The sequence below is a fragment of the Pseudomonas sp. MDT2-39-1 genome (assembly GCF_054898085.1).
In genome coordinates this window covers 6,104,864-6,120,851 of sequence record NZ_CM142716.1, presented here as the reverse complement: position 1 = coordinate 6,120,851, position 15,988 = coordinate 6,104,864, and the positions used below count along the sequence as shown (strand labels likewise).

General features: G+C 59.9%; 13 protein-coding genes. 10 read left to right on the top strand and 3 right to left on the bottom strand.

Features of this window, described 5'->3' with window-relative positions; genetic code table 11:
* Positions 1-293: 293 nt before the first annotated feature.
* Positions 294-1,052 (bottom strand): DNA polymerase III subunit epsilon, encoded by a 759-nt coding sequence (gene dnaQ / locus ACYZTM_RS28505; RefSeq protein WP_131062909.1) that lies wholly within the window; start codon positions 1,050-1,052, stop codon positions 294-296.
* A 190-nt stretch (positions 1,053-1,242) separates the two neighbouring features.
* On the opposite strand from dnaQ, the gene ACYZTM_RS28500 reads away from it, so the two are divergent.
* The gene (locus tag ACYZTM_RS28500; protein ID WP_131062910.1) at positions 1,243-1,545 is read left to right on the top strand and encodes a DUF2388 domain-containing protein; all 303 of its coding nucleotides are present in this window, start codon (positions 1,243-1,245) and stop codon (positions 1,543-1,545) included.
* A 181-nt stretch (positions 1,546-1,726) separates the two neighbouring features.
* Here the strand turns inward: ACYZTM_RS28500 and rnhA are convergent, their stop codons facing one another.
* Both rnhA and ACYZTM_RS28490 read right to left on the bottom strand, forming a co-directional pair.
* Positions 1,727-2,179: a ribonuclease HI gene (rnhA, locus tag ACYZTM_RS28495; protein WP_008028618.1), complete on the bottom strand. Its 453-nt coding sequence runs from the start codon at positions 2,177-2,179 to the stop codon at positions 1,727-1,729.
* A gap of 89 nt (positions 2,180-2,268) precedes the next feature.
* Complete coding sequence (locus tag ACYZTM_RS28490) at positions 2,269-3,027, bottom strand: class I SAM-dependent methyltransferase (RefSeq protein WP_131062911.1); 759 nt, start codon at positions 3,025-3,027, stop codon at positions 2,269-2,271.
* A gap of 65 nt (positions 3,028-3,092) precedes the next feature.
* Here ACYZTM_RS28490 and gloB point away from each other — a divergent pair, with 65 nt between their 5' ends.
* The 9 genes from gloB (at position 3,093) to fabI (ending at position 15,818) form a co-directional block, all read left to right on the top strand.
* Complete coding sequence (gene gloB, locus ACYZTM_RS28485) at positions 3,093-3,860, top strand: hydroxyacylglutathione hydrolase (protein WP_131062912.1); 768 nt, start codon at positions 3,093-3,095, stop codon at positions 3,858-3,860.
* A 99-nt stretch (positions 3,861-3,959) separates the two neighbouring features.
* Positions 3,960-5,417: a transglycosylase SLT domain-containing protein gene (locus ACYZTM_RS28480; protein ID WP_131062913.1), complete on the top strand. Its 1,458-nt coding sequence runs from the start codon at positions 3,960-3,962 to the stop codon at positions 5,415-5,417.
* Between the two features lie 457 nt (positions 5,418-5,874).
* Entirely contained in the window at positions 5,875-7,290 is a 1,416-nt protein-coding gene (ltrA, locus tag ACYZTM_RS28475) for a group II intron reverse transcriptase/maturase (protein WP_461985512.1), read from the top strand.
* Positions 7,291-7,620: 330 nt separating this feature from the next.
* Positions 7,621-9,453, top strand: coding sequence for an extracellular solute-binding protein (locus ACYZTM_RS28470; RefSeq protein WP_461985946.1), 1,833 nt, complete (start codon positions 7,621-7,623; stop codon positions 9,451-9,453).
* Positions 9,450-11,291, top strand: coding sequence for an extracellular solute-binding protein (locus tag ACYZTM_RS28465; protein WP_461985944.1), 1,842 nt, complete (start codon positions 9,450-9,452; stop codon positions 11,289-11,291). Before ACYZTM_RS28470 ends, ACYZTM_RS28465 begins: the two co-directional genes overlap by 4 nt.
* A gap of 4 nt (positions 11,292-11,295) precedes the next feature.
* Positions 11,296-12,369 (top strand): microcin C ABC transporter permease YejB, encoded by a 1,074-nt coding sequence (locus tag ACYZTM_RS28460; protein ID WP_461985942.1) that lies wholly within the window; start codon positions 11,296-11,298, stop codon positions 12,367-12,369.
* A gap of 1 nt (position 12,370) precedes the next feature.
* Positions 12,371-13,390, top strand: coding sequence for an ABC transporter permease (locus tag ACYZTM_RS28455; RefSeq protein ID WP_461985940.1), 1,020 nt, complete (start codon positions 12,371-12,373; stop codon positions 13,388-13,390).
* A gap of 1 nt (position 13,391) precedes the next feature.
* Positions 13,392-15,002 (top strand): ABC transporter ATP-binding protein, encoded by a 1,611-nt coding sequence (locus tag ACYZTM_RS28450; protein WP_010459782.1) that lies wholly within the window; start codon positions 13,392-13,394, stop codon positions 15,000-15,002.
* 21 nt (positions 15,003-15,023) lie between these two features.
* A complete protein-coding gene (gene fabI / locus ACYZTM_RS28445) occupies positions 15,024-15,818 on the top strand; it encodes an enoyl-ACP reductase FabI (protein ID WP_008152082.1) in 795 nt (264 codons plus the stop codon).
* The last annotated feature ends 170 nt before the right edge of the window (positions 15,819-15,988 follow it).

The following is a 15,988-nucleotide window of genomic DNA, read 5'->3' as shown; positions in this document are numbered from 1 at the left end:
GGTTCAAGCGCATGTGGCGAGCGCGATGCCCCGAAGCGGGTCAATGAGCGCACCATCATGTGGCCATCAAACTCGATCTGAAATGGACACTTTTGGCTCAACAAATGACCTGTGGTGAGGTGTGGCTTCTGTGGCGAGGGGGCTTGCCCCCGTTCGGCTGCGAAGCAGTCGCCAATTCTGCCGAGATAGTATGCCTGGAAGAATGCAAGGCGCCGCTTCGCAGCCCAACGGGGGCAAGCCACCTCGCCACACGAGCTCCCTCGCCAAAAAAGCCGTGTCACATTAGCTCTGATTCACGCCTGCGCCTTGGCCTCGACCAGTTGCTGCCACAGTGACGGGGCGCCGGCAGACTTGGCGATGGCTTCCAGGCGCGCCACGTGCCGGGCCAGGTCGTCTTCGCTGGCGGGGATGATTCGAGTCGGCTGGCGATCGGCCGGCAAGCGGCGGATTTCGGTGGCGGAGTTGTCTGCGCCTTCGCCAGAACCATTGCCGTCGGACGCATTACCGGCCAGCGACAGGCTGGTCTGGCCGCCGGTCATGGTCAGGTAAACGTCGGCGAGGATCTCGGAGTCGAGCAAGGCACCGTGGAGTTCACGGCCAGAGTTGTCGACACCATAACGTTTGCACAACGCATCGAGGCTATTGCGCTGCCCAGGGTGACGTCCCCGGGCCATCATCAGGGTGTCGAGGATCGAGCAGTGCTGCGTGATGTCCGCACGATCGTGCTGGCCCATCAGGGCGAATTCGTTGTTGATGAAGCCAACGTCGAACGCCGCGTTATGGATGATCAGCTGCGCGCCCTTGATGAATTCGAAAAACTCATCGGCCACTTCAGTGAAACGCGGTTTGCCCACGAGGAATTCGTTGGTGATGCCGTGGACGCCGATGGCGCCTTCGTCACTCTCGCGATCCGGTTGCAGGTAAACGTGGAAATGCCGGCCCGTCAGGCGCCGACCGATCAACTCGACACAACCGATTTCGATAATCCGGTGGCCGTCGGTCACCGGCATGCCGGTGGTTTCGGTATCGAGTACAACGGATCTGGTGGCCATCAGTGCTCAGCTCTCAACGGGTCAATCGTGCAAAAGCGGCGATGTTAACACGCTCGCGGGATCCGGCGCGTGCACAGCCAGGTGACCGGCGCTCATGCAACTTTTAACAATCATTAGCAATGTTCATAAAGTCTGGAGCAGAACGGATTGCTAGCGTGCGGGGCTTGTTTCCAAAGGGATTGAGTCCGCCATGAAGACTGCACGATTTCTGTTATTGAGTACCTGCCTGCTGGGCACAGGGGCCCAGGCCACCAGCTTCGTGATCAGCACTGACGTGACGGTGAGCCTGACGCTGAGCTCGAGCAAAGGCACCAGCGGGTCATTCAGCGACGACAAGATTGTGCTGGCGGCGAAGGATGATGCGGCGGCGTTTGTGGCGAGCGAGGGGGAGATTCGAGGGGCGCGAATCGAGGCGGCGTTTTTGCGGATTCGCGGGGTGGTCAATGATCAGCATTCCGACCAGCAACTGGCCACCGCAATCTTGATGCTGTGACGCCCTGTAGGAGCGAAGCTTGCTCGCGAAGAACGAAAACGCGGTCACTCTGTCACACCGCGGCGCCTTCTTCGCGGGCAAGTCGGACGCCGCACCGCTCTCATCCTCAGTCTAAATCCTGCGTAAGACACAAGCGGGCTTGCTCGCGAAGGTCGCGACGCGGTGCACTGGCAGAACCAAATCAAGCCTGCTTGTACCCGCGCACTTCATCCACGCCACGGTTGGCCAACTGATCAGCCCGTTCGTTGCCGTGGTGGCCGATGTGCCCGCGCACCCACTTCCAGGTGACGTTGTGGCGATTGACCTGCTCATCCAGCAATTTCCATAAGTCAGCGTTTTTGACCGGCTCCTTCGCCGCCGTTTTCCAACCGCGCTTCTTCCAGTTGTCCATCCATTCGTTGATGCCTTTCATCACGTACTGGGAGTCGGTCACCAGCAGCACGTCGCAGGAACGCTTGAGTTCTTCCAGGCCGCGGATCGCGCCCATCAGCTCCATGCGGTTGTTGGTGGTATTGGCTTCGCCGCCCCACAGTTCCTTTTCCACGCCTTTGCACACCAGCAATGCGCCCCAGCCGCCAGGGCCAGGGTTGCCTTTGCAGGCGCCGTCGGTGAAGAGTTCTACGCTATCGCTCATGCCAATCTATCCAGAAAATGCGGTGGCTCGCCGATCAGTGACCGACGATGCCCGAGGCCGGGGCGAACCCGGCCGGGAAATAAAGTGTATTACGGTTCGATATTGCGACGGTTGACCTTGGCCATCGGCAATGGAATCAACTTGCCCATCGGTTCGCGCCGTTCCTGGCGCACTGGCCGCAGGCCCACCACGATCTTGCGCGCCACCAATAAATAAAAGCCGCCACCCGACAGTTGCCAGTCACCGGCCTTGCGCTCCCAACCAGCCAGACGAGCCTGCCAGGCGGGTGACGCAAGCGGCGGACGATAGCACCCGAAGCGGCGTTTCTCCAGCGCGAAGCCCAGCAGATTGAGCCAGTCGCCGACCCGCGACGGCGAGATGCAGCGAGCCTTGCGCAAGCCGTCGTGGGCGAACACATGGCGCAAGCCCCAGCTGCTCCAGGGATTGATTCCGATGATCAGCAGATGCCCGCCGGGCCGCACACTGCTTGCGGCTTCACGCAGCAAACCGTGGGGCGACAGACAGAAATCGAGGCCGTGCTGCATCACCACCACATCAGCGGCATGCTCGCTCAACGGCCAGGCCTGCTCTTCGCAGACGATCTCGACACCCGGCAACGGCGCACCGAGCCGCACATTGCGCTGTACCTGGGGTGCCGACGGTGGCGTCTGGGCCGACGGACCGTAATGCACCAGGTAGCCACCGAAGAAGCGGCCAAGCTCGTCTTCGAGCATGCGTCGTTCTTCGTCCAGCAGAAATTGCCCGATGGGGCCGGACAGCCATTCACGGGCTGCGCTGATCAATGCCAGCCAGTCAGGATCGGCCTGAGCGAACGCTTTATCGGTCATTGCATTCTCCAACGCGCCAGGAAGTTCTAAGATGCGCCATTGTTTTCCGCTTGGCGAATCCGACGATGATACAGATCAGTGCCCTGCCCGCCTTCACCGACAACTACATCTGGTTGTTACAAGACCACAACACCCAGCGCTGCGCCGTGGTCGATCCGGGTGATGCTGCGCCCGTGCACGCTTGGCTGGCAGCGCACCCGGGTTGGGTATTGAGCGATATCCTGATCACTCATCACCATCATGATCATGTCGGCGGCGTCGATCATCTGAAAAATGCGACGGACGCAAAAGTCTACGGTCCGGCCAGCGAAACCATTCCGGCGCGGGACGTGGCGCTCAAGGACAAAGACCGCGTCAGCGTGCTGGGCTGGGACTTCGACGTCCTCGCCGTTCCTGGACACACCCTGGGACATATCGCCTATTACCATCACGGCCTGCTGTTCTGCGGCGACACCCTCTTTGCCGCCGGTTGCGGGCGTTTGTTCGAAGGCACGCCTGAGCAGATGCACACCTCGCTGAGCCGCCTCGCGGCCCTGCCTGAAGATACGCTGGTTTACTGCACCCACGAATACACCCTGAGCAACCTGAAGTTTGCCGCAGCGGTCGAACCGGGCAACCGGGACACCACCGCACGTCTGGAAAAAGTCACCGCGCAACGTGCAGCCGGAATCATGACGCTGCCCTCTACTTTGGCGCTTGAGAAGCTGACCAACCCGTTTTTACGTGTCGACGAAACATCCGTTAAAGAAAAAGTGGACGAACGGAATGGAACCCAAAACCGGGCTCCGAGTGCGGTCTTTGCTGCTCTTCGGGCTTGGAAAGATAAGTTCTAAGTAGCTGGCCCGTTGGTACAAAAATTCTGAATGGTTGACCACAAGGGGTGCGCTTTCTAGAATCGCCCGACATTTTTGCCCGGAACATACTTCCAGCCAATGTCGTCATCTATTCGTAAAGCCATCAAATCAGACGCATTGACCCGCTTGGCTCAAGCCATAGCGGTGGCTGTGTCCGCCACTCTGGCGGGCTGTTCCAGCCATGTGCCGCAGACCGAAGCGACACACACTCCGAATATCGCCGCTCGCGCCAAGCAGAAACCTATCTGGCTCAGCGAAAAACCGACTCCGCAAATTCCACAAGATGTCTGGGAGCGCATGCGCCAAGGCTTCCAGTTGCAGGACAACCTGGGCGTCAACCCGCGCATCGAGCAACAGCGCCTGTGGTTCGCCAGCAACCCGTCCTTCCTCGAAAACGCGGGTGAACGCGGCAGCCTCTACATTCACTACATCGTCGAACGCCTTGAAGAACGCAACATGCCGCTTGAACTGGCGCTGCTGCCAGTGATTGAAAGCGCCTACAACCCGATGGCCTATTCCCGGGCCAACGCGGTGGGTCTTTGGCAATTCATTCCTTCTACCGGCCGTTACTTCAACCTGCGTCAGACCCGTTTCTATGATGGCCGTCGCGACATCACCGCTTCGACTACTGCGGCCATGGATTACCTGACCCGCCTGCACGACATGTTCAACGGTGACTGGTTGCTGGCCCTGGCGGCCTATAACGCTGGCGAAGGCACGGTCAGCCGCGCCATCGAGCGTAACGAGAAACTCGGCCTGCCGACCGATTACTGGAACCTGCCGCTGCCCGCCGAAACCCAGGCCTACGTGCCGAAGTTGCTGGCCTTGTCCCAGGTCGTGCTGGCCCCCGAAGCGTATGGCGTGAACCTCAACCCGATCGCCAACGAACCGTACTTCCAGGTCGTCGAAATCAACCAGCGCATGGACCTGTCCAAGGTTGCCGCGGTGGCCAACATCGACGAAGACGAACTGTTCCAGCTCAACCCGGCCTTCAAACAGCGCACCACCATCGACGGCCCCCAGCATTTGCTGGTGCCAACGTCCAAGGCGCAGTTGCTGACCGCCAGCCTGTCGACCATGCGTCCTGAAGAGTTGATCAGCAAGAAGTCGCTCAAGCCGGTCTTCGAAGGGGCTGATGAATCCGAGATTGCCAGCCTCAAACGTGCCTACCGCGTAAAGCGCGGCGACAACCTGGCCGCCATCGCCAAGGCCAACAAGGTCGACGTCAAGGACCTGCAGCGCTGGAACAAGATGACCGGCAAGAACCTCAAGGTCGGCCAGACCCTGGTGATGCAGGACACCACCAAGCGCAACAGCAGCGGTCGCGTCAACACCGTCGTGGCGGCGAACAGCAAGACAAACAGCAAAGCCGCCAAGGAAAAGCCGCAGACCCAATACAAGGTCAAGCAAGGCGATTCTTTGTACATGGTTGCCAAGCGCTTCAATGTTGAAATGCAGCACCTCAAGCGTTGGAACCCGCGTGTCGGTCAGGCTCTCAAGCCTGGGCAGATGTTGACGGTCTCTTCGCCGCGCTAAAAACGAGCCCCTGATTTCAGGGGTTTTTTTTGGTGCGCCAGGCATGGCGCGTTGCGCGAAGCGCAACCAGCTTGGCTGTGGTGGCCACGCTGGTGACTTGGAGGTGAAAGTCCTCTACACACCCGGCAAGGGGAAGTGTTAGCCAGAGGCAAGGGTGTCGCGGGTGACTGCGAATCTGAAGGAAGCCCGAGGCAAAATGCTGGCCTGACGAACAGGAAGCGGATTAGGCGGTGCAGCGGGGTAAGGTAGCCAAAATTGCCAAAGCCCAATACTTGCACGCAACGCTGTGACGTAGATCCGACAGGCATAAGCAGGAAGGTCGCGCGAATTACCCTGGGAGATCTGCACGTTTGCCTGAGTGCTACCGAGCGCCGCGAGGCGACGGGATGAACGCGCAGAAGTCAGCCGAGGCCGTAGTAAGTGACGAGTAACTCCGTCACCAAGGGCCGAACAGGTTATGCCGCCAGTAGGCGTCAGAGTCTCGTTGAATACCGAAATGCAGAAATTTCTCCCAGAGAAGACTGTCACTCCGAGTCCCGGACAGAATCCGAGGATGACGGCTGACAGCGCAGAGGTATCGGCGGCATCTGTGACGTGGACGAACGCGGAGCCGGACACGCTGATGGCGCGGGTGCTCGCACCGGCCAACCTCAAGCGTGCGTATCAACGCGTGGTCAGCAACAAGGGCGCACCGGGTGCCGATGGCATGACGGTCGACGACTTGGCGGGCTACGTGAAACAGTATTGGCCGATCCTCAAGGCTCGGTTGCTGGCCGGCGAGTATCATCCGCAAGGTGTACGCGCCGTCGACATTCCCAAGCCCCAAGGTGGAACACGACAGCTGGGCATTCCCTGCGTCGTGGATCGCCTGATCCAGCAGGCTTTGCTGCAACAGCTCACGCCAATCTTCGACCCTCTGTTCTCGGACTACAGCTACGGTTTTCGTCCGAATAGAAGCGCTCATCAAGCCATCGAAACAGCCCGAGCCCATGTGGCGGCGGGCCACCGCTGGTGTGTGGCGCTCGATCTGGAGAAGTTCTTTGATCGAGTCAACCACGATGTCCTGATGGCTCACGTGGCGCGTCAAGTCGAAGATAAGCGGGTGCTCGCGCTGATCCGTCGTTATCTCGAAGCGGGAACGATGTCAGGTGGTCTTGTCAGTCGACGACAGGAAGGGGCGCCGCAAGGCGGCCCACTCTCGCCGTTGCTGTCGAATATCCTGCTCAACGAACTCGATCGCGAATTGGAACGGCGGGGCCATCGTTTCGTGCGCTATGCCGATGATGCGAACATTTATGTACGCAGCCGTCGTGCTGGCGAACGAGTGATGAACAGCGTCGAATGCTTCCTGAGCCAGCGTCTGAAACTGACGCTGAATCGGGAAAAGAGCCGCGTGGCGCGACCGTGGGCCTGTGATTATCTGGGTTATGGGATGAGCTGGCATCAACAGCCAAGGCTAAAAGTGGCGAGGATGAGTCTGGGGCGTCTACGCGACCGACTCAGAGACCTGCTGCGCGGAGCGCGGGGCTGCAAGATGGCGAGCGTCATCGAGCGGATAAACCCCGTACTGCGCGGATGGGCTGGCTACTTCAAGCTCAGTCAGAGCAAGGGGCCCCTCGAGGAACTGGACGGCTGGGTGCGTCGAAAACTTCGCTGCATCCTCTGGCGCCAATGGAAGCAGTCCTCAACGAGGGCGCGTAACCTGATGGGCTTGGGGATCAACGAAGGACGTGCTCGTAGATCAGCGTCCAATGGGCAGGGCCCATGGTGGAACTCGGGAGCGTCACATATGAATCAGGCGCTGCCGAAGAAACTGTGGGATCGACTCGGTTTGGTCTCGATACTGGATACGATAAACGGCTTAATCGCATAACCTGAACCGCCGTATACGGAACCGTACGTACGGTGGTGTGAGAGGACGGCGGATGTAAATCCGCCTCCTACTCGATCCTGCAACCCGGTTTTTCTGGCGAGAATGCAATCCCTGTGGGAGCGGGCTTGCTCGCGAATGCGTCTTTTCAGCCAATATCAATGTTGAATGTAAAACCGCATTCGCGAGCAAGCCCGCTCCCACAGATTCTGCGATGTGCAGGGCTATCGCGCCAGCCGTTAACAGCGCATTAAGCCCGTGTCTTTTTCCTGTCGATACAAGCTGTTACTGTACGGCCCACAAAGCCCAAGCCGCCTGGATCGGATCTCTGACTTGAAGCGTCCCCTCCTCCTATTCCTGACCAGCCTGGCCTTGAGCTCCCCCGCAAGCGCGACGATCAGCGAAAGCCATGGTTATGCGCAGTTCGGCACGCTCAAGTACCCGGCCAGATTTACCCACTTCGACTGGGTCAACCCGCAAGCGCCCAAGGGCGGTACGTTGCGGGCGATGGCGTTTGGCACCTTCGATACGCTCAACCCCTACACTTTCAAGGGCTCCAGCCCGGTTTCCACGCCGAATTTCCTGCAATACGGCATCAACGAACTCAACGAACCGTTGATGGTCGGCACCGGCCAGTACGCGCCGTCCGGCGATGAGCCGACCTCCAGTTATGGCCTGATTGCCCAATCGGTGGAATACAGCGAAGATCGCAGCTGGGTCGTGTTCAACTTGCGTCCTGAAGCGCGGTTCCACGATGGCACGCCGATAACCGCCTACGACGTGGCGTTTTCCTACCGCTTGCTACTCAAGGAAGGTCATCCGCAGTACCGCACCAGCCTTCAGGAAGTATTGCGGGTCGACATCCTCAATCCGCAGCGCATTCGATTCGTGTTCAAGCGCGCCGGCAATCCGTTGCAGATCCTGCGTCTGGGCGAATTGCCAGTGCTGCCGCAGCATTACTGGAAAGGTCGTGATTTCAAGGCCACCACCTTCGAGCCGCCACTGGGCAGCGGGCCGTATCGCATCACGTCAGTAACGCCTGGACGCCAGATCATTTTCGAACGGGTCAAGGATTACTGGGGCAAGGACTTGCCGGTCAATCGCGGCAAATACAACGTCGATCGCATGGAAGTCGAGTTCTACCGCGACAGCGATGTGGCCTTCGAGGCCTTCAAAGCCGGCGAATTCGACATCTACATCGAGCATCAGGCGAAGAACTGGGACAACGGTTACAACTTCCCGGCCGTGCGCCGCGGCGACGTGATCAAGGCGCAGATCCCGCACCAGATCCCGACCCAGACCCAGGGCCTGTTCATGAACAGCCGGCGCCCGGCCTTCTCCGAGACCAAAGTCCGTGAAGCGCTGGGGCTGATGTTCGATTTCGAGTGGACCAACCGCACCCTGTTCAGCGGCGCATACAAACGCGCCATGAGTTATTACCCCAATAGCGAGTTCTCCGCGACTGGCCTGCCGGTCGGGCACGAATGGCTGATGCTCAAGCCGTATCGCGAGCAGTTGCCCGCCAAGCTCCTCACCGAGCCGTTCAGCCTGCCAAAGACCGATGGACGCGGTATCCCCCGGGAAACCATGCGCAAGGCCCTGGCGCTGCTCGCCGAGGCCGGCTGGAAACTCAACGGGCAACGGATCGAGAACGCCAAAGGCCAACCGCTCAAGCTCGAGATCCTGCTGGTCAACCCGAACCTGGAACGCATCCTTCAGCCTTACGTCGAGAACCTTGCCAGCATTGGCATCGACGCGCGCCTGCGCACGGTCGACCGCGCCCAGTACAAACAACGTCTGGATCAGTTCGATTTCGACATGATCCTGATGACGCTCAACCAGACCCTCAGCCCGGGCCTGGAGCAATGGCAGTATTTCCATTCCAGCCAGGTCGGGGTCAAGGGCAGTAAAAACTACGCCGGCATCGCCAACCCGACGGTCGATCACCTGCTCGAACAACTGCTCGCCGCGCAAACCCGCGACGAACAAGTCGCGGCCGGTAAAGCCCTGGACCGGGTCTTGCTGTGGCAGCACTACATCATTCCCAACTGGTACCTCAATTATCACCGCCTGGCCTACCGCAACCGGTTCGCCTTCGTCACCACGCCGCCCTACACCCTGGGCCTCTCCGCGTGGTGGCTGAAATCTTCGGAGAAAGATCGATGAAACCCGTACGCGCACTGCTGTTGCAGGCCAGCGGTCTGCTGTTCGCCGGGCTGGCCTGCGCCGCCCCGCAACATGCCGTGACCCTGTACAACGAGCCGCCTAAATACCCGGCCGACTTCAAGCATTTCGACTACGTGAACCCCGATGCGCCCAAGGGCGGAATCTTTCGCCAGGCCGGATTCGGTGGCTTCGACAGCCTCAACCCGTTCATCAGCAAAGGCGTGCCGGCTGACGACATCGGCATGATCTACGACACTTTGGCCAAACAGGGTCTGGACGTGCCGTTCACCGAATACGGGCTGGTCGCCGGCAAGATCGAAAAAGCCCCGGACAACAGCTGGGTGCGTTTCTATCTGCGCCCTGAAGCACGTTTCCACGACGGTCATCCGATTCGCGCCGAAGACGTGGTGTTCAGCTTCCAGGTGCTGACCAAGGACGGCGCTCCGCTCTATCGCGGTTACTACAGCGATGTCGACGAAGCGGTCGCCGAAGACCCGCTCACCGTGCTGTTCAAGTTCAAGCACACCAACAACCGCGAACTGCCGCTGATCCTCGGCCAGTTGCCGGTATTGCCCAAGCATTGGTGGGCAAACCGCGATTTCAACAAGGGCAACCTGGAAATCCCGTTGGGCAGCGGCCCCTACAAGGTGACCGAAGTGAAGGCCGGGCGCTCGATACGCTATGAGCGGGTCAAGGATTACTGGGGCAAGGACCTGCCGGCCAACCGTGGCTTCTACAACTTCGACGTGATGACCACTGATTACTACCGCGACAACACCGTGGCGCTTGAAGCCCTCAAGGCCGGGCAGTTCGATTACTGGCTGGAAATGGCCGCGAAGAACTGGGCCAACGCCTACAACATTCCAGCTGTCACCGAAGGCCGCTTGATCAAGGAACAGATCCCCAACGCCAACCCGACCGGCATGCAGGGCTTTGTGTTCAACCTGCGCCGTCCGGTGTTCCACGATGTGCGCGTGCGTCAGGCGCTGACGCTGCTGCTGGACTTTGAATGGACCAACAAGCAACTGTTCAACGGCGCCTATGTGCGTACCCGCAGTTTCTTCGAGAACTCGGAAATGGCCGCGACCGGCCTGCCCGACGCTGATCAACTGGCGATCCTCGGCCCGTTCCGCGGCAAGATCCCCGAGCAGGTGTTCAGCGAAGCGTTCCAGAACCCGATGACCGACGCCAGCGGCATGATCCGCACCCAGCAGCGCAAGGCCTATCAACTGCTGCAAGAGGCTGGCTGGCGGATCGTCGACGACAAGATGGTCGACGCCAACGGCAAACCGGTGACCATCGAGTTCCTGCTGGCCCAGACCGAATTCGAACGCGTGCTGCTGCCGTTCAAGCGCAACCTCAGCGACCTGGGTATTGACCTGGTGATCCGCCGGGTCGATGTCTCGCAATACATCAACCGCGTGCGTTCACGGGACTTCGACATGATCGTCGGCAGCTTCCCGCAGTCCAACTCGCCGGGCAATGAACAGCGCGAATTCTGGATGTCTGCCGCGGCCGACAAACCCGGCAGCCGCAACTCCATGGGCCTCAAGGATCCGGTGGTCGATCAACTGGTCGAGCAACTGATCAACGCCGATTCGCGCAAAAGCCTGGTCGCCCACGCCCGGGCACTGGACCGCGTGCTGCAATGGGGCTATTACGTGATCCCCAACTGGCACATCAAAACCTGGCGCGTGGCGTACTGGAACCACATCGGTCACCCGAAAGTCTCTCCCAAGTACGACATCGGTACGAACACCTGGTGGGTCAAGCCTGACGCGACACCGGCGATAGAAGTCGAAACCAAACTGCAAGCCGACCCTGCGGGCACGGAGTAATCAGATGCTGGCGTATATTTTTCGGCGACTGCTGCTGATCATTCCGACCTTGCTCGGCATTTTGCTGATCAACTTCGTGATCATCCAGGCCGCCCCCGGCGGGCCGGTGGAGCAGATGATCGCCAAGCTCGAAGGCTTCGAAGGCGCCACCAGCCGCATTGCCGGCGGAGGTGCCGAAGTCTCGGTGGCCGGCTCCGCCTATCGCGGTGCGCAAGGCCTGGACCCGATGCTGGTCAAGGAAATCGAGCACATGTACGGCTTCGATAAATCGGCGCCGGAACGCTTGTGGATCATGATCAAGAACTACGTCACCCTGGATTTCGGCGACAGCTTCTTCCGCGACGCCAAGGTCATCGACCTGATCAAGGAAAAGATGCCGGTGTCGATCTCGCTCGGGCTGTGGAGCACGCTGATCATGTACCTTGTGTCGATCCCGCTGGGGATTGCCAAGGCGACGCGACACGGCAGCCACTTCGACGTCTGGACCAGCTCGTTGATCATCGTCGGTTACGCGATCCCGGCGTTCCTGTTTGCGATCCTGCTGATCGTGGTGTTTGCCGGCGGCAGCTACCTGGACTGGTTCCCGCTCAGGGGACTGACCTCGAACAACTTCGATGAACTGAGCACTGGCGGCAAGATCCTCGATTACTTCTGGCACCTGGCATTGCCGGTGACAGCACTGGTAATCGGTAACTTCGCGACCATGACCCTGCTCACCAAAAACAGCTTCCTTGACGAAATCAACAAACAGTACGTGGTCACCGCCAAGGCCAAAGGCCTGACCAATCACCGCGTGCTTTACGGCCACGTGTTCCGCAACGCCATGCTGCTGGTGATCGCCGGTTTCCCGTCAGCGTTTATCGGGATCTTCTTCACCGGCTCGCTGCTGGTGGAAGTGATCTTCTCCCTGGATGGCCTCGGTTTGATGAGTTTCGAAGCGGCGATCAACCGCGATTACCCGGTGGTGTTCGGCACGCTGTTTATCTTCACCTTGCTCGGTCTCGTGGTGAAATTAATCGGTGACCTGACCTACACCTTTGTCGATCCACGCATCGACTTCGAAAGCCGGGAGCATTGAGATGAATTTGTCCCCGCTCAATCGCCGACGTTTCGAACTGTTCAAGGCCAACAGGCGTGGCTGGTGGTCGCTGTGGCTGTTTCTGGTGCTGTTCGGCCTGAGCCTCGGTGCCGAGCTGGTTGCCAACGACAAACCGCTGGTGGTGCATTACGACAACGGCTGGTACTTCCCGGCGCTCAAGCGCTACCCGGAAACCGCGTTCGGCGGCGAATTCCCGCTGGAGGCCAACTACAAGAGCCCGTACATCCGTGAACTGCTCAAGGCCAAAGACGCCTGGGTGCTGTGGGCACCGATTCCTTACAGCTACCAAAGCATCAATTACGACCTGAAAGTCCCGGCGCCTGCGCCACCCTCCGCCGACAACCTTCTAGGCACCGACGATCAGGGCCGCGATGTGTTGGCGCGGGTGATTTACGGCTTCCGGATTTCGGTGCTGTTTGCGCTGACCCTGACCATTCTCAGCTCGATCATCGGCGTGATTGCCGGGGCCTTGCAGGGGTTTTATGGCGGCTGGGTGGATTTGACCGGGCAGCGCTTCCTGGAGATCTGGTCCGGCCTGCCGGTGCTGTATTTGCTGATCATCCTGGCCAGTTTCGTGCAGCCGAACTTCTGGTGGCTGCTGGGGATCATGTTGCTGTTCTCGTGGATGAGCCTGGTGGACGTGGTGCGCGCCGAGTTCCTGCGCGGGCGCAACCTTGAATACGTGCGCGCGGCCCGGGCGCTGGGGATGCAGAATGGCGCGATCATGTTCCGCCACATTTTGCCCAACGCCATGGTCTCGACCATGACCTTCATGCCGTTCATCCTGACCGGCGCCATCGGCACGCTGACCGCGCTGGACTTTCTGGGTTTCGGTTTGCCGCCCGGCGCGCCGTCGTTGGGTGAACTGGTGGCCCAGGGCAAATCCAACCTGCAAGCGCCGTGGCTCGGCATGAGCGCGTTTGCGGTGTTGGCATTGATGTTGAGTTTGCTGGTGTTTATCGGCGAGTCCGCTCGCGATGCCTTCGACCCGAGGAAGTGAAATGAATCAGGACAATCTGATCGAAGTGCGCGACCTGGCCGTCGAATTCGTCGTCGGCGATCACTGTCAGCGGGTGGTGGAAGGCGTCAGTTTCGACATCAAGCGTGGCGAAACCCTGGCGCTGGTCGGCGAAAGCGGCTCCGGCAAATCGGTGACCGCGCACTCGATCCTGCGGCTGTTGCCCTACCCGCTCGCCCGGCATCCGTCGGGGACCATCGAGTATTCCGGGCAAGACCTGCTGAGTTTGAAAGAGAAAACCATCCGCCACATCCGCGGCAACCGGATCGCGATGATCTTCCAGGAGCCGATGACCTCGCTCAATCCGCTGCACTCGATCGAGAAGCAGATCAACGAGGTGCTGGGCATTCACAAGGGTCTGGTCGGCAAAGTCGCGACCAAGCGCACCCTGGAATTGCTGGAGATGGTCGGCATTCCTGAGCCGCACAAGCGCCTCAAGGCCCTGCCCCATGAATTGTCCGGTGGCCAGCGTCAGCGGGTGATGATTGCCATGGCTCTGGCCAACGAGCCCGAGCTGCTGATCGCCGACGAACCGACCACCGCGCTGGACGTGACCGTTCAGCTGAAAATCCTCGAATTGCTCAAGGAATTACAGGCCCGATTGGGCATGGCGCTGCTACTGATCAGTCACGATTTGAACCTTGTGCGAAGAATTGCGCATCGCGTATGTGTCATGCAGCGCGGTTGCATCGTCGAACAGGCATCGTGCGAAGAGTTGTTCCGAGCGCCGCAGCATCCGTACACTCGGGAACTGCTGGCAGCGGAGCCCAGCGGGACGCCTGCGACCAACGTGATTGGCCCGCCGCTGCTGCAGGTCGAGGACCTGAAAGTCTGGTTTCCGATCAAGAAAGGCTTTCTGAAAAAGACCGTCGACCACATCAAAGCGGTGGACGGCATCAATTTCAGCCTGCCCCAGGGTCAGACCCTGGGGATTGTGGGAGAAAGCGGTTCGGGCAAGTCGACGCTGGGCCTGGCGATTTTGCGGCTGATCGGCAGCAAAGGCGCCATCCGTTTTGAAGGCAAGCAGCTAGACTGCCTGACGCAGGCCGAGGTTCGACCGCTGCGCCGGGAGATGCAGGTGGTGTTCCAGGATCCGTTCGGCAGCCTGAGCCCGCGGATGTGCGTGAGCCAGATCGTCGGCGAAGGCCTGCGGATCCACAAGATGGGCACCGAGGCGGAACAGGAACAAGCGATTATCGCGGCATTGAAGGAGGTAGGGCTGGACCCGGAAACCCGGAACCGCTACCCCCACGAATTTTCCGGTGGGCAACGGCAGAGAATCGCCATTGCCCGGGCATTAGTGCTAAAACCGGCGTTGATTTTGCTGGACGAGCCGACTTCGGCCCTCGACCGCACCGTGCAACGCCAAGTGGTGGAGCTTTTACGTTCACTGCAAACCAAGTACAACCTGACGTATCTGTTTATCAGCCATGACCTGGCTGTCGTCAAGGCGCTGAGCCACCAGCTGATGGTGGTCAAGCAGGGCCAAGTGGTCGAACAGGGAGACGCGCAAAGTATCTTTGCCGCCCCCCAACATCCGTATACACAGCAGTTGCTGGAAGCCGCTTTCCTGGCTCCAGCCACTGCGCAATAACCTGAAAGAGAGGAGCAACACATGGGTTTTCTCGCCGGTAAGCGCGTACTGATCGTCGGTGTCGCCAGTAAGCTGTCCATCGCATCCGGCATCGCTGCCGCCATGCATCGCGAGGGCGCTGAGCTTGCCTTCACTTATCAGAACGACAAACTCAAGGGTCGTGTCGAAGAGTTCGCACAAAGCTGGGGTTCCAACCCTGACCTGTGCTTCCCGTGCGACGTGGCCAGCGATGAAGAAATCGCCAAGGTCTTCGTTGAGCTGGGCAAGAAGTGGGACGGCCTGGACTGCATCGTGCACTCCGTCGGCTTCGCCCCGGGCGACCAACTGGACGGCGACTTCACCGAAGCCACCACCCGTGAAGGTTTCCGCATCGCTCACGACATCAGCGCCTACAGCTTCGTGGCCCTGGCCAAGGCCGGCCGCGAAATGATGAAAGGCCGCAACGGCAGCCTGCTGACCCTGTCGTACCTGGGCGCCGAGCGCACCATGCCGAACTACAACGTCATGGGCATGGCCAAGGCTTCGCTGGAAGCCGGCGTGCGTTACCTGGCCGGCTCCCTGGGCCCGGACGGCACCCGCGTCAACTGCGTATCGGCTGGCCCGATTCGCACCCTCGCCGCTTCCGGCATCAAGAACTTCCGCAAGATGCTGGCCGCCAACGAAGCGCAAACCCCGCTGCGTCGCAACGTCACCATCGACGAAGTCGGCAACGCCGGCGCCTTTCTATGCTCGGACCTGGCGTCCGGCATCAGCGGCGAAATCATGTACGTAGACGGTGGCTTCAACACCACTGCGATGGGTAGCCTGGAAGAGTGATCTTTCGCTAACCCATAAAAAACCCGCCTCGACAGGCGGGTTTTTTGTGCCTGAGATTTCAGGCGTGATGCAAATCCCCTGTGGGAGCGGGCTTGCTCGCGAATGCAGAGTGCCAGTCGACATTGAAGGTGCCTGACACGCCGCATTCGCGAGCAAGCCCGCTCCCACAG